Origin of the sequence: Colwellia sp. D2M02 (assembly GCF_018860755.1) — a bacterium.
GTDB lineage: Bacteria > Pseudomonadota > Gammaproteobacteria > Enterobacterales > Alteromonadaceae > Colwellia > Colwellia asteriadis.
Window position 1 is genome coordinate 182,043 of record NZ_JAHKPW010000058.1, and the last position, 19,763, is coordinate 201,805.

Genomic DNA, 19,763 nt, shown 5'->3' on the forward strand with positions numbered 1-19,763 from the left:
CTAGAACTAGCTAAGCTGGTTCGAGTGAGTGGCTAACTATCTATTACTTTAGTGCTGCTTCAGCGCTACTTTAGCGCCAAGTTACGCAATAACCTTTTCTCTTCTTTTCGCTAGCAATAAATAAAAGCTTGGCAGAATAAATAAAGTGAAAATAGTACCAATAAACATACCCGCCACTAAAATAATACCAATACTATTACGTGCTTCAGCGCCAGCACCAGTTACTAATACTAACGGGAAATGCCCCAGTATGGTCGCTGCTGTTGTCATTAATATAGGACGTAAACGCGTCGTTGCTGCTTCGGTTACCGCGGCTAATTTTGTTGCGCCATTTTCTTGTGCATGATTAGCAAACTCAACAATTAAAATACCGTTCTTAGCAATTAAGCCAATTAAGGTAATTAGCCCTATTTGTGAGTAAATATTCATGGTGGTGAATTCAAGGTAAGAAATCAACAACGCACCTGATAACGCCAAAGGTACACAACCTAGCAATACCACTAGAGGGTCTCTAAAGCTATTGAACTGTATGGTTAACACTAAAAATACAATCAGTGATGAAATAGCCAATACCATTAACAAGGTATTACCTTCTTTGCGTAACTGACGTGATTCACCAGCATAATCAATACTGTAGCCAACCGGCAACAACTCGCTTGCGGCATTTTCAAGTGCAGATAGCGCCGCCTCTTTATTTGAGCCTGGTGCAACACCACCAAATATTCTAAAAGAGTTTTGTTGAGCAAAGGTACCTAATTGACGAGGTACCGTTTTCCAGTTTAAATCAGCGACAGCTGAAACTGGCAGTAATTCACCTGTTGGCATTTTAATGTTGAGTGATAATAACGACTCAGTTTTACTGCGGATAGTATCGTCTACAATTGGAATAACGCGATATGCTTTACCCTTAGCGTCGAAGCGGTTAACAAAGTTACTCGACAATAAAATGCCAAGCTGCTCACTGACATCCGCCAAATTCATGCCCAAATCAGCAATGCGTTGACGATTAAGTTTAAGTTCAACTTGCGGTAAATCAATTTTCAAATCAGTATCGGCAAAAAGAAATTGACCACTACCAAAAGCGGCACCCACCAGTTGGTCAGCATACTGCTTCATTTCTGAATAAGGCTCAGATGACTTGACCACCATTTCTATTTCATACTGACCAGATGTTGGCAGTGAACTTGGTAATAGCGGGAATAAGTTTAGCCCTGGGATTTGTGACAATTCACCGTACAAGCGCGGAATAAGTGCTTGGGCACTGTAGTCTCGCTCGCTTGGGTCAACTAACTCTAAACCACCAAAACCACCACTAGTGAAAACAACTTGCCATACTTGCTTGCCACCTTCTATTGTTTGTAGTTTTTCAACAACTGGACCCATTTGTCCGACATTGTAGCTAAGTGATGAGTCAGGTGGCGATTGAACAGCAAAAAATATTCCAGACTGATCTTCAATGGGAGCTAATTCTTTTTTTGATTGCATATAAAAAGGCACGGCTAACATAGATACCACAAAAGCAATCAAAAATACTTGTCCTTGCCACTTAAAAATATGCCCTAAAAGGCGCGCATACTGATGCTGAACCTTTTCAAAAACATGGTTCACTTTTCGGGTTAACCAGCCTTCTTGACCACCTTTAGGTGAAACATAAGCACTCATAATAGGCGACAGCGTTATGGCGACAATACCTGAAATAATAACGGCAATTGCTAGCGTAAAAGCAAACTCTTTAAATAGTACACCTGTTAAGCCGGATAAAAAGCCAATTGGTGCGTAAACTGCCGCGAGCGTTAATGTCATTGAAATAATAGGCACGAGCAGTTGTCGAGAGCTAGTTAATGCGGCATCAAACTTAGACATACCTTGGCGCATTAAGCGGGCAACGTTTTCAACCACAACAATGGCGTCATCAACCACTAAGCCGACAGAAAGTACAATAGCAAGTACCGTTAATAAGTTTAGCGAAAAGCCCATTAAGGCCATAGCGCCAATGGCACCTAAAATAGAAATAGGAATAGTGATTAATGGCACCATCGCACTTCTAAATGAACCCATTAGCATTAATACTACAATGCCCACTAAAATAACGGTTTCGATTAAGGTAGTGAAAATTTCTTCTAAAGCACTGCGCATGTAAAGCGTGCCGTCGTAGGCATAGTCAATAGAAATACCGTGCGGTAGAGTTTTATTTAACTCATCAACCTTTTCATAGAGGCGATCGCCAATGGCTATTTCGTTGGCACCAGGTAGAGGCCAAATAGAAATATAAACCGCGTCATTGTGATTTAACCTAGCAGTAACGCTAGCGTCTTCTGCTGCGAGTTCAACACGGGCAATATCTTTAAGGTAAACGGTGGCACCGTCTATTTCAGCTACCACTAAGTCCTGAAATTCGCTAACTGTGCTTAACTGAGTGTTTGCAACAATATCAATGCGTTGATTATTGTTTTCAGCATAACCCATGGTGGCAATAGTATTGTTGGTTGCCAGCGCTTGATAAACCTCTTTTGCGCTTAAATTAAACACATTTAGTGAGTCTGCATCTAACCAAATACGCATTGCTGGCGTTCTTGCGCCTTCAATGCCAACCCGTTGTACACCTTCAATAGCATTTAAAATAGGGTTAACTTGACGGGTTAAATAGTCGGTAATTTTTGACAAATCATTACCGTTAGAATGTACGTTTAAATAAAATACGGCAAAAGGTCTGTCGGCACGACTCACCGACACTACAGGGTCTTGCGATCCTGCTGGTAATTCAAAGCGTATTTGACTTAAACGTGAGCTTAGCTCAGCAAGTGCACGAGTACTATCTTGATTGAGGTTAAGCCACGCGGTAACGGTACTGCTACCCGAGGTACTAACCGAGTCAACATACTCAACCCCAGGAACGGTGGCAGCTACGCGCTCAATAGGCTCAGTCACAAAACCTTGCACTACATCGGCAGAAGCACCAATGTAGTAGGTATTTATTACTAAAGAAGCGCTCTCAATTTTTGGAAACTGTAAAACTGGAATTTTATTCGCAGCCCATAAACCCGCAATACAAATAATAAGCGAGAGTACAATAGCAACAACGGGGCGGCGAACAAAAATGTCCATAACAGAAGCTTTACTTTGCGTCATGATATTCCCTTATTTGTCTGCAATAACAAGTGCTTCTTCAGAAGCTGCAACGTAGGTTTTCATACCCGGAAATAACTTGAATGACCCTTTACTCGCAATAAGCTGACCTTGTTTAAGCCCTGAGGTGATCATAACTTGATCGCCTTGACGAGCGCCTACTTCAACCTTCACTTGCTGTGCGCGATAAGACTCACCATTTTCTTCAAGCTCTAACACAAAAACATAAGTGCCTAAAGGATCACGTTTAATCGCTAAATCAGGAACACTATTCACTAAAGCGCTAGCCGTTGTTGGTGCTTTGACCGTAACTAATGTATTCGGCTTTAACGATAATGTTGCTGATGGTAATTGTGCACGATATTTTAAATTACGTGATGCGTGAGAAAGTTGTGGGTCAATAGCAATAATTTCAGCTTCAAAAACATTGCTGTCATTGGTTGGGTTAATTAAGTGTATTTGTACGGTAGAGCCGAGAGTTAACTCTTGGTAAAACTGCGGCAAATAAAAGTCTATCCACGTAAACTCGTTAACTCCCACTAACTGCAATACTTGGCTGTTATTCTCTAAATATTGACCGACTTCTAAATTATGAATTCCTACGGTGGCATCAAACGGAGCAGTAAGCTCTTTTTTAGCAATAGCGGTTTTCAGTACGGCAATGGTTGATTTAGCAATTTGCACATTAGCTTGTGCTTGATCGACAAGATCTTCACTAATTTCTTTATTTTTTTGTAGCCTAATATAACGATTTAATGTTTGTTGGTTTAGCGTTAATGTTGCTTGTGCAGCCAGTAATTTTGCATCTTCATCGCGGTGGTCGAGTTCAAGTAAAATTTGCCCCTTTTTAACACGACTACCCGATGGTGCATTCAATTTAGTAATTTGCCCTGCAAGCTCATTATTAAGGGTTAATGTTCTAAATGCTTGCACTTCACCATTTACTTGTACTCTGTCTTGGTAGGTTATGGTGTCAACGGTAACAGCGGTTACAACGGCTGCTGGCTCAGGCATACTTGCACCTTGGGCCGCGGTTGCTGCTTGTAATGACGATTTATAGCTATACAAACCAAAGACGACAGCGGCGAGTACTACTGCCACAATTATCCATCTTAATATATTCATCAATGTTCCTTTATAGTGTTTGAACGTATGTTATACGCGTGTCATAAGTGTTGTTAATTGGTCTTCAATGATTGTAAGTATTATCGTAGTCCATGTTTGACTAAGCACTCACAAGTTTTGGTTATATCTTCTTTACTGACTTTAACTTGCCAGTCAAAGGTGTTTATTAAGCGCTGTAAACTGCGGATATGAACATTGTCAGGCTCTAACGCTGGTAAGCACTCTTCGTCGATAACTTCTTGCTCTTTGCTGCGGTTGTGATGCAAGCGTACGGTATAAAAATAGCCAACCGCTAACGCCCAAGATGATAAGTTAATTTCTTCAATATCACGCTCGCCTGAGATTAATTCACCTGAATCTGCCGCTGCTTGTAAAAAGCTTTTAAAGGTACCATCGCAGGTTTGGCATCCCTCAATCATGCTATTAAGCCAGCGTGTTGAGCTGCGTTTCATGATTGCACGGGTATTTACAATGCTTTCTAATTGGTCATCAAAGCTATACATTCTTACTTTTGAAAAATCTAATAAGCTGATAGCAATAATGCGCTCAGGTGTTGTCAGTGGTAATGAAAGTACTTGCTTAAATACACGTCGCCGCTCTTGATACATTTTGGTAGCGAGTGCAATTAATACATCTTCTTTACATTGGACAAATTTATAGACAGACCCCATTGAGAGCGAGGCTAATTTGGCAATAGCCGACATTGAAAAATCTAATAAGCTACTTTCTTCAATAGCGGTGACTGCAGCAAGTAAAATTAATCTTTCTTGCTCTTCAGGGCTAAAACGTGGAGCTGGCGCCATAATAAACCTGTTATTTTATGTTGTGAAATTGTATTCGAATGATATTCAAACGCTATTTTAATCTTTAAATGAATAAGATCAAGCGCTATTTTCATCATTAATCGCGTTGGGCTCATTTGCAATAGGCTTGCTATTAGCGCATAAATCCGCCTTGCTAGTGTTGAAGGTTTCTAGCTTGAGAGCGAAGTCTGCATTATTTTTTAAGAGGAGTAGGTTATTGAACCTATCAACCCTATTAAGCCGAATTAAGGTTATTGAAATATTTCAGTGACTTTTACGTTAAGAACTCAAAACAAAAAAGATAATTTTTAATGGTATGACGCACTTATCGCTTATTAATGACCTTATTTGTGAATGATTTAATTTACTTCATTGAGCTTATTAAACCGCTTATCCTCTTTTTTGTCCGTTAATCATATAGTTGGGAAGTATCGTAGTTGAATTCTTTATAGTTTATTGCAAGCCAAGCGGAGAAAGCGCTTGCGTAACCGAATAAACTTTTTAAGGAGGCTTATGATGCCAAGTACCCTAATGACAACCAATAAATCAGTTAATAATACTTTTAATAAAGCAGCTAAAAAGCGAGTTACTATAATGTTGGCTGTTTTGCTAAGCACAGGATTGCCAACTGTTTGTGCCGCTGAAACTCTGAAAGGCTCTGTTGCAAGTGCTGCAACTGGGCTTAGTTTATACGAAGGCGTTTCAATTGATTTTCAACGCGCAGGAATTAAAGGGGTATTTGATAGCTCTGGGGTTGTTTCAGGCATAGGTATAAATTATCAAACTAAGTTGATGCAATTAACTCGAGATACCGAGCAGGTTAATTTATACGGGCGTATTAATTATCAGCTTAATCAAGGGGAGCAAAATAAAAGCTTAACCCAAAGTGAAATTACGATGGGCGTTAATTGGGCGTATTCAGGCCGCGTACATTACTACGTTGAAAGCTCGCTAATGAAGCAGCAAGTTGACTCAGCTGAAGATAATTATTCCGAGCTTTTTGAATTGGCTCGTATAGGGACTCGGTATAATTTTTATCAAGATAACGCCATTAATATAGCGCTAGAATATCGAGATGGCGTAGATAAGGAATTGGGATACCGTATCGCATTAGAAGCGATTAATGGGCAATACGTATCGTCGAGTATTGGTTATCAAAGTGTTGGTGACAATCAAGTATTATTTCTTTCGCTGCAATCTGCATTTTAGTTTCATGCTTGAAATAAGGCAAAATGCACGCTTTCTACAGAATGTTATGGTTGTTAGCTAATATAGGCATAACTCATTGATTCAGTGTGATTACTCGTATAGAGTTGTTAACAATTAATTTTACGGGGAAATAGTGCAGCTAGAAAAGAGCGCATTTTTCCTCCTAATAAACTGTTATGTATCAGGAGTAAGTTTTGACTATTTATGAATTTGTAAGTTCTTCCATTGCTCTGATTGCATCAATTATTTCTATCGTTGCTCTGGTGAGAACGAGAAAAAATACACACAGGTTAATTGAGTTAGAAGAGGTTCATGCAAGATTAAGTGAACGTCAACTACAGAAAATGGATGAACAAGATCAGCTAAATTTAAAGGCTAACGTAACAGTTAGTTTAGAAAGGACAGGTAGTCAAAATCGTTTTGTAGTTGAAAATTCTGGCCCCGCGACTGCTTCAAATATCCATTTTGCATTAGGGCAAGATAATCAGCACAATCCTTTGGTTTCTGGGGATTATGATAAAAAATCACCATACCCAGCACTAAATCGTAATGAAAGTTATTTCCTCCTCGCTAGTATCCCAAGGAAAGTTACGCAAATGGTTTATGATATTGATGTGCGTTGGTTAAACGAAGATGGCTCACAAACAAAACGTAAATATGCAGTATCAAGATGATACATAACAAGAACTTCAAACGGAAAAAATACAGTTGGCTGTTTTCACTCCGTTTAACATCTTAGCCAACTATATTTTTCCGCTTAAGTAGGCGTTAGGTTTTAAGGGAATTCTGTGGAAGTATCACTTCATCAAATTACAAAAGAAAACTACGAAGAAGTTTGTGAGTTAGATGTCACAAAAGAGCAACAGGATTATGTGGCTTGTAATATGTGGTCATTAGTTGAATCCCAATTCAATGAAGGATATGAAACAAGAGCTATTTATGCTGATGCAGAACCTGTTGGCTTTTTTATGTGGGTAGAAGAGTCCAAAAGTAAAACTTCCATTTGGCGTTTTATGATTGATAAGGTACATCAACAAAAATCAATAGGTCGTACTGCGCTTAACTTAGCTTTAGCAGAGATAAAAAAATCTGTAAACTTACAAGAAATCGAAATTTGTTATAATCCAAATAATCCTGTAGCTAAAGAGTTTTATTCCAGTTTCGGATTTTCTGAGGTTGGTATGGATGAAGATAATGAAGACATGCTAGCTGTTATCACGCTTTAAAACCTAACAAGAAAATCAACTAGGACACGTAACAGTTGGCTACGTTTCGCTTCGCTCACAATTTTAGCCAACCATTACTTAGCCTGTTATTTAGGCGTTAACTGGCTTCGTGTTTGCCACCATTTTAGTTAAGGAATAATAAAGTATGGATAGTATTAAGTGGTATAAATGCCCTGAGATGATAGTTGCTTTATCTGCTCTTCTTATAGGGTTAGTTACCGCATTCACTTCAATTTATTCCGCATATGTTGATAGAGAATATGCCAGAGCATCAGTTTGGCCAAGGCTAGAGATATTCAGAAGTTTTAACACTAATTCATTTAGTTATGGCGTAAGTAATAATGGGACAGGTCCTGCTTTGATAAAATATGCAAAAGTTAAAGATGGTTCTAAATATATAAAAACATGGAAGGAAATAAAACCATTTCAGAATATTAGACAATCACATATTAGTAATCGCACGTTATCACCTCAAAACAGCATTACTCCAGTTTCATATAAAGGAGATAATGCAAAAGCGCTTGTGGAAGCCGATACTTCAATAAGTATCGAACTTTGTTATTGCTCTATTTATGAAGAGTGTTGGGTCATTGATAGAAGTAATCGACCAACAGCGGTCGAGGCTTGTTTTATCGACAATAAGAAAATATTCCTACAATAAACAGCCAGTTAACAAGCCATTCAAGCAGGACTTTTAACAGTTGGTTAGGTTCCGCTTCGCTTCACATTTTAACCAACAATTAAAAGCCTCTTAATGGGGCGTTAGGTAACTTCAATATCATGGATCGAAAGCAACAATTATTAACATCATTAAAAAGTGAGGATGACTTAGGTGTGGTTGTTAGATCACTTATTATAATTGAGCAATATATTAATGAAATCGTTGAGTCAGCAATGATTTCACCAGAATACTTTAGAAATATAAAGCTAGATTTCAGCTATAAAGTAAAATTAGCTCTTTCTATAGGGCTTGATCCAAATTTTGAAAAGATATTGTCAACTTTAGGCACTATCCGAAATGATTTTGCTCATAACTTAAGATCGGTGTTAGGTAAACAAGATGTAAATAACCTCTACCAAAATTTATGTTCTAACGATAAAAAATTGCTGCAAGAAATATTTCAATATTTTAAAGCTAATATACCTGAATTTAAACAAGCTCAATTTCAGTCTATTTCGTCAAAAGATAAGTTTATTTTAATAGTTGTTTTCATCACTGGTACACTTAGTTCGGCGTGTGAACAGTTACCTAACAAGGCAATCAAGCAGGACTAAAAACAGTTGGCTCGCGCTCGTGCCTCGCTAATTTTAGCCAACAATTTTTAGCCTCTTATTGGGGCGTTAGAGTATTTTCATCATGAACCGTTATTTATCAATTGTAATTTTAGTGTTTTTTTCTTCTTGCGCATCCGCTTCATGGAATGAACATTTCGTAAAGTATACCTGTTTGCCCGAACTAGGAATTTTTCAGATCGAACGATTATCAGTAGAATCCCCTGATAATTTTCATGACTCTAAGGGTCTAAAGAAAAAAGCTATAGAAGACAATCTAACGAATAAGAATATATATAGCATTCGTAGTGGTAATCATAAGTTCACTTGCTCTATTTACAATCACAAAATCGATGTTGATTTTGTTCCTGAAAGTTATCGACATAACTGGATTGGTGGAAAAGTGTCTATAAAAATTGGAGAACGACATCTGACAAAAGATTTGGATTTCTTTTCTTCGGTTCCTAGTTTAAGTAAGCTGAAAATAAATTTTAATCCATCTTCCCCATTAATTTATTATTCGAGTAATGTTTCATCTGAAAATGACATTTTTGGTTATGAAGAAAGCGAAATGAACTTAAGTAAAGATACTGTCATTACATATAAAGACATCGTCAATAAATACAAGAAGTCGTCGCAATAATACTCTAACAAGTTGCTTAAACGGACACAAACAGCTGGCTGTGCTCGTTCCTCGCTATTATAGCCAGCCATTTTTAGCCGCTTAGCAAAGCGTTATGCGTCAGATGTGAATTCGATTAAATTTATTTGCTGTTTTTGGCGTTTTATAAATATTATTGCGCTTGTTGCCTTTTCTTTATCTTGGTAGCTTACGTGCGATAATTCTGTTTCAGCTTTTGGTTAAACAGTTTTTCGCCAAAATAGGGCGGTTATAAAAGTCACTGTAATTGAGTGGCTAAAAATTCACGGTTTTGTGTGTCGCACTGAGGTGTTTTTTACTTCTGTTTTTGCTGTCACGAAATCTTATATACGTTGTGCTGCTTGTGGTCATTGCTACCAGTCGCATAACAAGGTGCTTAAAAGGACTAAAACAGTTTGCTCGTTTTTTGCAAAGCAACGCAAAAAAGCCAGCCAACCATTTTAGCCTCTTAGCAAAGCGTTATGTTTACAAGTGAATTCTGCGGAAGCTTCATATTTAATCGAATATTTAAAAAGTGTTTCAAATAAGCTCTAGTCCAACTCTGTTATCCATTAACGACGATTAAATAACTTTTACTAAAGATCTTAGAAAATTTGATAAAGAGGCATTTCTTGCAGTTATGTAAATAACTGTACTAAATCATTGACATAGGTATTTAAGAGTAATACATTACCTGTGCACAAGCGTATCGCTTGTTTATTGCAGCCAACTTAAAATGCTCCAGGTTTTGCCTTAATTGGCGGTTCTTAGGAACCTATGCGCTCGAAGTTCAGGGTCGCCAACCCCAAGGACTACGGTAGTTTCCCTTCGGTCACTACCTTGCCTTGAGGCAGGCGGTCGCACTTTCAGTGCTCTGGATATACTGACTTTAAAAATACAAGCTGCTGCTGAGAGTTAGTTGGTGTAGATAATAGTATTTTTATTTGCTTAGGCAAAATAGGTCTTAGGACTAAGTCAGTATCCATTTCCTAATGGATTTGTGGATAATATGGATATACCAAAGTACAACCATCCCCCATTTGTCGAATTAGACAAATTATGTAAAATGCTCCGAATTTCAAGAACTGAACTTGAAAATATATTATCTTCTCCTTCCGATGTTAGATATAAAGACCCAAAAACTACTGCTTATAAGAAAGACGGTTCTATAAGGAAGATAAAATGTCCTTTAAAAGAATTAAGAAGTATTCAGGAAAAAATTAATAATAATATTTTTAAAACTGGATTCTATTGGCCTAAATATCTGTTTGGTTCAATTCCTAAAAAAGCGGCTTTATCAAATCGGGATTATGTGTCTTGTGTAAGTTTGCATTGTCGCGCTAAAAGCATTTGTAAGATTGATATTTCAAACTTTTTTGATAATGTTCATATATCTCTGGTTAAAAGTGTGTTTAAAAACTTATGCCACTTTTCTGATGAAGTTACCGACGTTTTGGCTGACCTGTGTTGTTATAACGATTTTTTAGTTCAGGGGGCTTTAACTTCTAGTTATTTAGCGACGCTAATACTATGGGATAAAGAGCCTGAACTAGTAGAGAACTTAAAGAAGAAAGGCTTAGTTTATACAAGGCTTGTAGATGACATCACCATTTCCTCAAGGATATCTAATTATAATTTTGATATAGCTACAAAGAGAGTTGAGGTAATGTTACTTGAGAAAGACTTACCCATAAATAAGAGTAAATATGAATATAACTACCTTTCAATTGAACCACTGACAGTTCATGGATTAAGAGTCTCATTTGATAAGCCTAAACTGCCCAAGCATGAAAGTAGTAATATAAGAGCGTCAGTTAAAAATTTAGAAAATTTAGCTCAATTAGATAGTGCAAGAACAAAAATGTGGTTTAGAACTGATTATAATCGGTGCATGGGTAGAGTTAATAAACTTGCTAGAGTTAAAAATCAAAAACACCAAGCGCTGGTAGAAAGATTAAAGGTTATAGAGCCTCTTCCCTCAATAAATGATATTAAATATGCAAGGCTACGCCTTAAAAATCTAGAAGCAGACTACTCAACAAAGAAAAAAACATTTAACTATAAGAAACGTTATTACAAATTAAATCAAAGAATACATTTAATTAGTAAAACCTATCCAGATGTAGCTAAAAAAATCCGTGAATCTCTCAAGGAAGTTCCCCCCGATGAAAAACCCATTTAAAACTCAAACATTTGGACGAATAAGAGAATTTATAGGTGGAATAAGTTGGCACCTTAAAGCTCCATTGATATTTATTTTACTGATTTTGTTTTATGTAATAACGCTAATCATCGTAGAATTTACTACTGATGATAATTTAGTTTGGGCGTTTTGTATGAGCGAAAACTGCCTTGCGTTTATAAATACTCGATTTACAAACACGTTATCACTCATTGATTGGGTGCTAAAAGTTGGAGCAATATGGTTTGCGCTTGGCTCTTTTATTTTGGGGATTAGAACATTCGATTTAGCTCAAAAAAATAGTATAACTAATAACCATATCAACAATTTTAAATCTTTCTGTGATTATATTAATGTTGAGATAAATAACTACCAGTATCTAAAAAGTAATAAAATTGACCTGTATAAACTTTATGATTTAGCTTTTCCGAAATCAAAAGAGGGTGTACTGAGTGATTTTGATGGCTACGAAATAAAACTGAAAGATTGTCGAAGCCAATTAATAAATTCAGCAAAGATCTTTAAAAAACAACCTAAAGGCAATGTTAATAATTTTGATTATGAAAAGCACCAAGCAGCTTTGATCTCCAAATTAGAAAAATTTGGGATAGAACTTTCACACTTACATAGAAATGATTTCTATTTTATAGAAGATGACATCATCCGGTTCATTGATATGGTAACTCAAACATTTACAACTATTGCTGATAGACCTGTTTTATTAGGTTCAATCAATAGGCACTATAGATAGCTTGAAATAATGCATTTAAAATGCTTGATTCTATATGTAATCAATTAGTGTCGATAGTTCCTTTTCTAGCAACTTTGTTTGCCCAATGTAAACATAACAAGTCACTCAAAAGGACAAAAAACAGTTGGTTTTTGCTCCTTCGTCGCTTATTTTAACCAACTATTTTTTGCCTCTTAGTGAGGCGTTATGTTTCAAGGAGTCGAAATGAAGTGTCCAGTCGATGGAGATGTTTTAAGCGCCGAAAAAGCCGAAGCTCATACTGGTTATGGTTGCGCATCATGCAAAGGTTCATGGCTACCAAAAAGCTATATTGATTCAATTCAATATACAAAAGAGTTTGATCCCCATAAATTCTTTAGTACATTAAAAAGCTCAGGGCATGATGCTACCAATTCTAAATGCCCAGTGAATTGTGGTGTTTTAAGTTCTATAAGTGATTTTAATGGTATTAGTTATTGTCCTTCTTGTTTAGGGGTTTGGTTCGAGTCCAAAGCTTTAAAGAATATGCTTAATAACTACCAAACTAAAAGAGAAGATGCAGCTTTTGCTGATATTCCAAATGCATCAGTAGGTATCTTTGATTTATTAGGTGCTTTGTTCAAATAGAAACATAACAAGAAATTAAACAAGGACAAAAAACAGTTGGCTTTTGCTCCTTCGTCGCTTATTTTAGCCAACAATTTTTTGCCTGTTAATTAGGCGTTATGCTTATCTAGGTTTAAGAGTTATACGAAAAGTTATGGCGACTAAAATAAATATTTTAAATGCATCAGAAAGATTCAGTCATGTTCTAGATTTACTGGAGAACAAAGCTCAAGACTCTCTTGTTGAAATCAAAAAGCATATTGAATTGCCAAACATAGATGTTGTAATAAGTCCTTGCTCTGAGGAGTATAAAACCGAAAGTGGCATTCTTGGATGTGTTAGCACACCTTATGTAATTGATGTTTTGTTAGATACTGATCGCAAAGACCTCTCGAATATAATAAATAATGAGTTAACAAGTGTTATCGCTCACGAACTACACCATGTCATTCGGACTTCTTTTGGAGTTCAAGAGAAAAGCCTGCTCCAAGTACTAGTATCTGAGGGGCTTGCTTGTCACTTTGAGACTAAATTCAGTGATGATGCTACATCAAAATTTTTTGCTGACATAAAAAAATATGAATGGCGTAATTTATATAGCAAAATGCAAGCTAATTTGGAAAGTACTGATTTTAATTACCCTGTGTATTTCGGTGGTAAAGATATGGCTAAATTTCCAAATCGAGCGGGCTACTGGGTTGGCTTTAATTTAATTTCAGAATATATTGATAAGTATGGTGGCTGTGCTGTAACCCTTGTCGGTACAGCAGCCGAAGAGTTTGTTGTAACATAAGCATAACAAGTTGCTTAAACGGAAAAATAACAGTTGGCCATCGCTTCGCGATTATAGCCAACCATTATTTTCCGCTTAGCAAAGCGTTATGCGTCAGATGCGAATTCGAATAAATTTATTTGCTAGGTTTGGCGTTTTACTAAAAATTCTGTATTTGTTGCCTTTTCTTTACCTTGGTAACTTACGCGTAATAACGCTGTTTTAGCTTTTGGTTAAACAGTTTTTCGCCAACGTAGTTTGTTGGTAAAAGTCACTGTAATTCAGTGGCTCAAAATTCACGGTTTTGTGGGTTGCACTGAGGTGTTTTTTACTTCGGCTTTTGCTGCCATGAAATCTTATATAGGTTGTGCGGCTTGTGGTAATCACAACCAGTCGCATAACAAGGTGCTTAAAAGGACTAAAACAGTTTGCTCGTTTTTTGCAAAGTAACGCAAAAAAGCCAGCCAACTATTTTAGCCTCTTAGCAAAACGTTAGCTAACTAATTAAATAATCCAACATGGAGTCGTTATGAAGAAAGTATTTTTAGTGGTATCTATTTTATTGTTTTCGCAATTATCTTTTGCAAACACTGCGCAAGATAATGAACCCTTACATAAAATAGTAAAAGATTTTGATAGTGCAATTAAAACCAAAGATAAATCTAAATTTCTCGATTTATTCTATGAAGGTACGGTTTCTTGGGTTGGTGTTTCGGTTGAAAATGATTTTAAAACAGCTAAAAGCAGAGCTGACGCTGCGATAGCCAAAGGTGAGCGCGCTAGAATGCCAATGAAAAACTTTCAAAGTGATCCTGAAAAATTCATCGATGGAATTATTGCTCGTGTTAAAGAGCCTAGAGAAGTATTCGAAAATATAAAAATCCTACACGATGGTGAAGTCGCAACAATATACTTTGATTATGAATTTTACGACGGAGAGGTAAGAAAAAATTGGGGTAAAGAGAGTTGGTTACTTGTTAACACTGAAAAAGGCTGGAAAATCAATTCAGTTATTTTCTCTATCACTCGCGGATAAAAGTTAACTAACAAGCCAATCAAGCAGGACTAAAAACAGTTTGCTCGGTTCCGCTTCGCTTCACATTTTAGCAAACAATTTTTAGCCTCTTATTGAGGCGTTAGCTGTATAAGGATAGTTCAGTGAAAATTCTCACAAATATATGCTCAAATAACCTATCTGAAAGTAAATTATTTTACGTAGATCTTCTTGGTTTTAAAGTTAAATATGATAGTGATTGGTACGTACAGCTTTGCTCACCAGATGAGCCTGAAATAGAATATGGCCTTATTCAAAGGGATCATGATCTAGTTCCTAAAGCATTTCAGCAATTACCTAACGGTATGTATGTTACTTTCGTTGTATCAAATGTAGATATTATTTACGAAAAAGCATTAGAATTAAATTTAGATATTGTTCAAAAACCTACAAACGAGTTTTATGGTCAACGTAGATTTCTTACTAAAGATCCAAGTGGTTGTCTCATTGATATATCGTCACCATTTTAAATGTTACGGTTGGGTATTAATATACAGCTAACAAGTCGCTTAACAGGACAAATAACAGTTGGTTTTTGCTCCTGCGTCGCTTATTTTAACCAACTGTTATTTGCCCATTAGCGGGGCGTTATGTACAAGGAATGTTTATGCGTAAGTGTTCGAGTTTATCTTTTTTAATCTTGTTTACCTTTTTAAGTGCAGGCTGCACAACTATTTACACTCTAGGTAATGAAGAACAAAACAATAAGATCTTCTCTGGAACAATAAGGCAAGTCGAATTAGCTTGTGGTCATGCTGTTTGTGTTGATTTTCCTTTTTCACTTGTAGCCGATGTGGTTTTATTACCAGCAACAATTCCTTGGAGTATTTATAACGTATCTACCAATAGCGCAGAAAAGTATAAAGCATCAAAACAGCCCGATGTTCCGGTAATGTTAGAAAAACCAAAATCAGAGTAACTTGTACATAACAAGCCACTCAAGCAGGACAAAAAACAGTTGGCTTTTGCTCCTCCGTCGCTTATTTTAGCCAACATTTTTTTGCCTCTTAGTGGGGCGTTAGCAGTATCAAGAGGTTTGGATGAATTTTCTGAATATGTCGGAAACAGAAGTATTGGAAATAGCTACTCCAATTATGGATAACTTGATGCAAGCATCTACAGATATTGATCACGCTAAACACGTTAAAGATTTTACAGATAGGGCTAAAGCAATCGTTACCAAAGAGCATTTAGAATGGGTTTGTAAAAAGTATCAATCAGAAAAAGGTATTTTTGGTAAAAGAGAGCCTATTGCGGTTCTTAGACGTCCAGGCTCAGCTGCAATTATTTGGAAACAATATTTCTCCGAAGTCGAAGGTGAGTATGTTGCCGAAATAGTTTTAACATATGTAGATGGCAAGTTTTTAGTAGACCATGCAATGGTGTTCTAATACTGCTAACAAGACGTTTAAACGGACAAAAAACAGTTGGCTGTTTCACTCCGTTCACAATTTTAGCCAACAGTTTTTTGCCGCTTAACGTGGCGTTATAACCATATTGAAGCATCGCACAATTACCATTAAATAATGTATGAGGTTTAAAATTATAAATGACTAAAACAATATCAATTTTTAACAACAAAGGTGGCGTAGGTAAAACATCTATCATATGGAATTTAGCTGTATCATTAGCTGATTTAGACAAAAATGTTTTACTTTTAGATTTTGATCCTCAATGTAATCTATCAATCGCTTGTCTTGGTGATCAAGAATTCGCTAATTTACTTAAAACCTCAACAGCTAATCCATTTGGACAAACCGTAAAAGCTTTTGCGCTCCCTTATATTCAACAGAACAGATTTGGTCAAATACATACTTCTTCGCCCAAAATACCTAATGAGAATGGTAGGTTAGATATTGTTCCTGGTGATTTTTGGCTAAACTCATTCTCAGATGTTTTAAATGTCGGTACCGATGTTATTGGTGGTTCGGGTTTATATAGATTTATTCTTCCTGAGCTATTAACACAAGAAGCATCTCGCGTTAATGGTGTTGAGTATGATTATGTATTGATAGATTTACCCCCATCATTTAATACGTTAGTGCGTTCATCTTTATATTGCTCAGACTATTTTCTTGTTCCGTGTACCCCAGATCTATTCTCATCATATTGTGTTGGTTTAATTGGAGATATGCTTCCTTTGTTCATTCAAGATTGGGAGCAGGGTAAACAACGATATCTTCAAAATAATCCGAATGATCCTGTAATCTTATCAAAAGGGAAGCCAAAGTTCGGAGGGTGGGTTTTTAATAATTTTGATACAAGGCATAGAAATGGAGTTAAGCGGATGGTTGCTGCAGACGCAGTACACCAAGCTTCAATCGAAACTGCCATAACAGATATGCTAATACCTAATTTAAATAGTATAACTAGCTATCAAGCAGTCCCATCATTTGTTAACACTGATCATGTTGTAGGAATCGAAGATTTAAATGTTATGGCTTCAGATAGCATTTTTCAAAATATACCTATTAGGTATTTATCTCAACATCGCCCAACAACACGGCTTCGTGGTCGGGGTTCTTGGGCTGCCAATCAAATCGAACTTATGGATGATATGGCACAGGAGTATGAAGACCTAGCATTATATATCGAACAAAACTTTTAGTTTTTAATTTAATGGTTATAACAAGTTGCTTAAACGGAATAAAAACAGTTGGTTATCGCTACGCGATTTTAACCAACCATTTTTATCCGCTTAGCAAGGCGTTATATTTACATGGAGGTTATCATCGATATTCTTGCGCCACTTTTTTATGATCAGGATCCAAGGAGAATAGTATTCCGTTATATTGTGGAGGGGACCGACGTTAATATTGGGGATATTCTTTTTACTGTTGAAATCGCATCCGATTATATTGACCTTTATACTAAATATCCAAATGACTACTCATCTAATTATCTTGAGGTTCGTGCTGAATATAAAGGATTTATCTATGCCATAGAAGTTGACTCTGGTGATATCATAAACTCGAACCAAGTTGTAATGAAAATTAGCAGACAAAGTGAAAGGTTCAGGTCAACAAAAGTAATCAAATTTTTTTTTGTTCTAGGATCCATATTTATATTACATGCATTGTCTGGACTGTATTTCGGAGAAATGTTTATAGGGTCTAAAGTAGACTCTGGAGGTTCTACTGTTACAGGAAGTGAGCTGTATCTTTTTGTATTTGTTCAGATATCTTGGGGTGTAGGGATATCATTATGGGGTTTTCCTACAAAATACCCAAAGAATATTGATGATAAAGTGCTTGATTCACTAAGTTTGGAAGACTCTCTAAAACTAGATCGAAAGTTAAATTATCCAAGAGCAATAGTGTCTGGAATTCTTATGATTGGCTCAGTTATTACTTTATTTACATATGCGTTTATAAATTAGTATGAATCTGTTGTAAATATAACAAGCACTTCAAACGGAACAAAAACAGTTGGTTAGGTTCCGCTTCGCTTCACATTTTAACCAACTATTTTTGTCCGCTTAAGTGGGCGTTAGGTGTCTCCATGTATCGAGTTTTATTCACTCTTTTACTATTCATCCCCGATATTGTCCTAGCATGTAGAACTCTAGATTGGGGACTACTAACCACAAAAGATGCACTGATAAATAATGCTCATACAATAGTTTTAGCGAAAGCCAAAAACTATAATTTAGGCGTTGATGATAATTATCCAGTAACAAAAAATCATCGAATTGAATTTTCATTTATTGTTGAGGAAAGCTTAAAAGGTAAACCAATTAAGGAGATTTCTCTTCTTGGTTATGATGCTGACCATCGTGAGGCGAAACCGTCTGACTTAAACGGCCATCAAAAAGATGCATTTTGGAGAAGAGGCAGCGGCGGTAATCTGACAATAGGAGGAGATTGTGGGGCGTATGGGACATTTGAAATAGACCAACAGTACCTTTTAACTTTAAAAGAGGGCTTTCATATCAATTCTTTTGAGCTTGTGAATTCCAAGGATGATTTATGGTATAAGTATGTCAAAGAACGTATTAAAACAAATAAGGAAGGCTTTACTAAACTTAGTACACCGAGTTTTGATATAGCATCATGTGACGGATCCAAGTTTGAATTTGAACAGCCAGATTCACTTAAATTAATAGTAAGTAAAGTACCTGTAAAAATGAGTGATGATGTAGAAATAGGTGATGTTATAGCTGAAGGTACAATAAAAGTTAACTCTTTTGGGGGTGTCTCTTCTGAAGATATTAATGTTAAACGTCGCAGAAAATTGCACAGACATTTTAATAAAACGCTCCCCCTATTGATTAGCGAGACTTTAAAAAAGTTGAGTTTTTCAACTTCTGCTCAACCAAATGAAAGGTGCTTTAAGGTCGCCTTAAAATACAACCCTACCAGTTAAATAGTAGCGGCTTTTCAAACACCTAACAAGAAAATAAACAAGGACTTAAAACAGTTGGCTTCCTTCGCTGCGCTCGGTATTATAGCCAACAATCTTAAGCCTGTTATTTAGGCGTTAGCTCTTTCAAATAACTATAAGGATATACATGAAATATTTACGAGTTTTACCTCTTCTCACTAGTATTATTATTACAACAGGTTGTAGCACTTCAAGCACTGTAAGTAATTATTCTCGTATGGATCAATTATACGGCAGTTGGAATTGCAAACTATCAATGGAAGAGGAAGGGGTTAAAGTAGCAATGGATTATGACGTAAACTATGTACGTAACGGTAAATCAAATGGTTTTGGTACCATAATGTTTAAAGCTCCTGAATTACCTGAAATGGAATATTCAATGGCAGCTAGCTCCAATTGGGAATATAAAAGCGGTTACCTGATTGAAACGACGACTGAAATAAAATTAGTGAATATAAGTCACCCTGAATTTGATGAAGTATTTAACTTAGAAAGTATGTTTCCTCAAAATATTAGTGAATCTTCAGAGATACTAGTATTAAATAATTCAGAGTTAAAACTAAAATCAGAAAGCGATGGGATGGTTTATAGCTGTGATAAAGTGCTTAACAAGAGCTAACAAGAGACTATGGCGT

The 19,763-nt window shown here is 36.4% G+C and carries 21 protein-coding genes; 18 read left to right on the forward strand and 3 right to left on the reverse strand.

Going from position 1 to position 19,763, the window contains the following annotated elements; genetic code table 11:
- Positions 1-81: 81 nt before the first annotated feature.
- The 3 genes from KO495_RS10270 to KO495_RS10280 all read right to left on the reverse strand — a co-directional run bounded on the left by KO495_RS10270 (position 82) and on the right by KO495_RS10280 (position 5,054).
- Positions 82-3,129 carry an efflux RND transporter permease subunit gene (locus tag KO495_RS10270; protein WP_215980310.1) on the reverse strand — a complete coding sequence of 1,016 codons (3,048 nt, stop codon included), beginning with the start codon at positions 3,127-3,129 and terminating at the stop codon, positions 82-84.
- Between the two features lie 9 nt (positions 3,130-3,138).
- A complete protein-coding gene (locus KO495_RS10275) occupies positions 3,139-4,251 on the reverse strand; it encodes an efflux RND transporter periplasmic adaptor subunit (RefSeq protein ID WP_215980311.1) in 1,113 nt (370 codons plus the stop codon).
- Positions 4,252-4,331: 80 nt separating this feature from the next.
- Positions 4,332-5,054: a TetR/AcrR family transcriptional regulator gene (locus tag KO495_RS10280; protein ID WP_215980312.1), complete on the reverse strand. Its 723-nt coding sequence runs from the start codon at positions 5,052-5,054 to the stop codon at positions 4,332-4,334.
- 513 nt (positions 5,055-5,567) lie between these two features.
- Between KO495_RS10280 and KO495_RS10285 the strand changes: the two genes are divergently transcribed.
- From KO495_RS10285 to KO495_RS10370, 18 genes are all read left to right on the forward strand, one after another.
- Positions 5,568-6,263 carry a hypothetical protein gene (locus KO495_RS10285; protein ID WP_215980313.1) on the forward strand — a complete coding sequence of 232 codons (696 nt, stop codon included), beginning with the start codon at positions 5,568-5,570 and terminating at the stop codon, positions 6,261-6,263.
- Between the two features lie 194 nt (positions 6,264-6,457).
- Positions 6,458-6,937: a hypothetical protein gene (locus KO495_RS10290; RefSeq protein ID WP_215980314.1), complete on the forward strand. Its 480-nt coding sequence runs from the start codon at positions 6,458-6,460 to the stop codon at positions 6,935-6,937.
- A 114-nt stretch (positions 6,938-7,051) separates the two neighbouring features.
- A complete protein-coding gene (locus KO495_RS10295; protein ID WP_215980315.1) occupies positions 7,052-7,489 on the forward strand; it encodes a GNAT family N-acetyltransferase in 438 nt (145 codons plus the stop codon).
- Between the two features lie 145 nt (positions 7,490-7,634).
- Entirely contained in the window at positions 7,635-8,150 is a 516-nt protein-coding gene (locus tag KO495_RS10300; RefSeq protein WP_215980316.1) for a hypothetical protein, read from the forward strand.
- A 119-nt stretch (positions 8,151-8,269) separates the two neighbouring features.
- The gene (locus KO495_RS10305) at positions 8,270-8,764 is read left to right on the forward strand and encodes a hypothetical protein (protein WP_215980317.1); all 495 of its coding nucleotides are present in this window, start codon (positions 8,270-8,272) and stop codon (positions 8,762-8,764) included.
- An 82-nt stretch (positions 8,765-8,846) separates the two neighbouring features.
- A complete protein-coding gene (locus KO495_RS10310) occupies positions 8,847-9,404 on the forward strand; it encodes a hypothetical protein (RefSeq protein ID WP_215980318.1) in 558 nt (185 codons plus the stop codon).
- Between the two features lie 1,006 nt (positions 9,405-10,410).
- The gene (locus KO495_RS10315) at positions 10,411-11,583 is read left to right on the forward strand and encodes a reverse transcriptase family protein (RefSeq protein ID WP_215980319.1); all 1,173 of its coding nucleotides are present in this window, start codon (positions 10,411-10,413) and stop codon (positions 11,581-11,583) included.
- Positions 11,567-12,334, forward strand: a complete 768-nt coding sequence (locus tag KO495_RS10320) for a retron Ec48 family effector membrane protein (protein ID WP_215980320.1) — start codon at positions 11,567-11,569, stop codon at positions 12,332-12,334. The genes KO495_RS10315 and KO495_RS10320 overlap by 17 nt, the downstream gene beginning before the upstream one ends.
- A gap of 204 nt (positions 12,335-12,538) precedes the next feature.
- A complete protein-coding gene (locus tag KO495_RS10325) occupies positions 12,539-12,940 on the forward strand; it encodes a zf-TFIIB domain-containing protein (RefSeq protein ID WP_215980321.1) in 402 nt (133 codons plus the stop codon).
- A 133-nt stretch (positions 12,941-13,073) separates the two neighbouring features.
- Entirely contained in the window at positions 13,074-13,712 is a 639-nt protein-coding gene (locus KO495_RS10330) for a DUF2268 domain-containing putative Zn-dependent protease (protein WP_215980322.1), read from the forward strand.
- 508 nt (positions 13,713-14,220) lie between these two features.
- Complete coding sequence (locus KO495_RS10335; RefSeq protein WP_215980323.1) at positions 14,221-14,727, forward strand: hypothetical protein; 507 nt, start codon at positions 14,221-14,223, stop codon at positions 14,725-14,727.
- 122 nt (positions 14,728-14,849) lie between these two features.
- Positions 14,850-15,215 carry a VOC family protein gene (locus KO495_RS10340; RefSeq protein WP_215980324.1) on the forward strand — a complete coding sequence of 122 codons (366 nt, stop codon included), beginning with the start codon at positions 14,850-14,852 and terminating at the stop codon, positions 15,213-15,215.
- Positions 15,216-15,352: 137 nt separating this feature from the next.
- Positions 15,353-15,664 carry a YceK/YidQ family lipoprotein gene (locus KO495_RS10345; protein WP_215980325.1) on the forward strand — a complete coding sequence of 104 codons (312 nt, stop codon included), beginning with the start codon at positions 15,353-15,355 and terminating at the stop codon, positions 15,662-15,664.
- Between the two features lie 136 nt (positions 15,665-15,800).
- Positions 15,801-16,136, forward strand: coding sequence for a hypothetical protein (locus KO495_RS10350; RefSeq protein ID WP_215980326.1), 336 nt, complete (start codon positions 15,801-15,803; stop codon positions 16,134-16,136).
- A 158-nt stretch (positions 16,137-16,294) separates the two neighbouring features.
- Positions 16,295-17,353 carry a ParA family protein gene (locus KO495_RS10355; protein ID WP_215980327.1) on the forward strand — a complete coding sequence of 353 codons (1,059 nt, stop codon included), beginning with the start codon at positions 16,295-16,297 and terminating at the stop codon, positions 17,351-17,353.
- Positions 17,354-17,464: 111 nt separating this feature from the next.
- The gene (locus KO495_RS10360; RefSeq protein WP_215980328.1) at positions 17,465-18,124 is read left to right on the forward strand and encodes a hypothetical protein; all 660 of its coding nucleotides are present in this window, start codon (positions 17,465-17,467) and stop codon (positions 18,122-18,124) included.
- A 122-nt stretch (positions 18,125-18,246) separates the two neighbouring features.
- On the forward strand, positions 18,247-19,110 hold the full coding sequence (locus tag KO495_RS10365; RefSeq protein WP_215980329.1) for a hypothetical protein: 864 nt from the start codon (positions 18,247-18,249) through the stop codon (positions 19,108-19,110).
- A 145-nt stretch (positions 19,111-19,255) separates the two neighbouring features.
- Entirely contained in the window at positions 19,256-19,747 is a 492-nt protein-coding gene (locus KO495_RS10370) for a hypothetical protein (protein WP_215980330.1), read from the forward strand.
- Positions 19,748-19,763 lie beyond the last annotated feature (16 nt).

What these genes read in the sequence shown, in the direction of transcription:
- KO495_RS10270 (WP_215980310.1), bottom strand. Translation starts at nt 3,129, where the DNA reads ATGACGCAAAGTAAAGCTTCTGTTATGGACATTTTTGTTCGCCGCCCC.
- KO495_RS10275 (WP_215980311.1), bottom strand. Translation starts at nt 4,251, where the DNA reads ATGAATATATTAAGATGGATAATTGTGGCAGTAGTACTCGCCGCTGTC.
- KO495_RS10280 (WP_215980312.1), bottom strand. Translation starts at nt 5,054, where the DNA reads ATGGCGCCAGCTCCACGTTTTAGCCCTGAAGAGCAAGAAAGATTAATT.
- KO495_RS10285 (WP_215980313.1), top strand. Translation starts at nt 5,568, where the DNA reads ATGATGCCAAGTACCCTAATGACAACCAATAAATCAGTTAATAATACT.
- KO495_RS10300 (WP_215980316.1), top strand. Translation starts at nt 7,635, where the DNA reads ATGGATAGTATTAAGTGGTATAAATGCCCTGAGATGATAGTTGCTTTA.
- KO495_RS10305 (WP_215980317.1), top strand. Translation starts at nt 8,270, where the DNA reads ATGGATCGAAAGCAACAATTATTAACATCATTAAAAAGTGAGGATGAC.
- KO495_RS10310 (WP_215980318.1), top strand. Translation starts at nt 8,847, where the DNA reads ATGAACCGTTATTTATCAATTGTAATTTTAGTGTTTTTTTCTTCTTGC.
- KO495_RS10315 (WP_215980319.1), top strand. Translation starts at nt 10,411, where the DNA reads ATGGATATACCAAAGTACAACCATCCCCCATTTGTCGAATTAGACAAA.
- KO495_RS10320 (WP_215980320.1), top strand. Translation starts at nt 11,567, where the DNA reads ATGAAAAACCCATTTAAAACTCAAACATTTGGACGAATAAGAGAATTT.
- KO495_RS10325 (WP_215980321.1), top strand. Translation starts at nt 12,539, where the DNA reads ATGAAGTGTCCAGTCGATGGAGATGTTTTAAGCGCCGAAAAAGCCGAA.
- KO495_RS10330 (WP_215980322.1), top strand. Translation starts at nt 13,074, where the DNA reads ATGGCGACTAAAATAAATATTTTAAATGCATCAGAAAGATTCAGTCAT.
- KO495_RS10335 (WP_215980323.1), top strand. Translation starts at nt 14,221, where the DNA reads ATGAAGAAAGTATTTTTAGTGGTATCTATTTTATTGTTTTCGCAATTA.
- KO495_RS10345 (WP_215980325.1), top strand. Translation starts at nt 15,353, where the DNA reads ATGCGTAAGTGTTCGAGTTTATCTTTTTTAATCTTGTTTACCTTTTTA.
- KO495_RS10350 (WP_215980326.1), top strand. Translation starts at nt 15,801, where the DNA reads ATGTCGGAAACAGAAGTATTGGAAATAGCTACTCCAATTATGGATAAC.
- KO495_RS10355 (WP_215980327.1), top strand. Translation starts at nt 16,295, where the DNA reads ATGACTAAAACAATATCAATTTTTAACAACAAAGGTGGCGTAGGTAAA.
- KO495_RS10360 (WP_215980328.1), top strand. Translation starts at nt 17,465, where the DNA reads ATGGAGGTTATCATCGATATTCTTGCGCCACTTTTTTATGATCAGGAT.
- KO495_RS10365 (WP_215980329.1), top strand. Translation starts at nt 18,247, where the DNA reads ATGTATCGAGTTTTATTCACTCTTTTACTATTCATCCCCGATATTGTC.
- KO495_RS10370 (WP_215980330.1), top strand. Translation starts at nt 19,256, where the DNA reads ATGAAATATTTACGAGTTTTACCTCTTCTCACTAGTATTATTATTACA.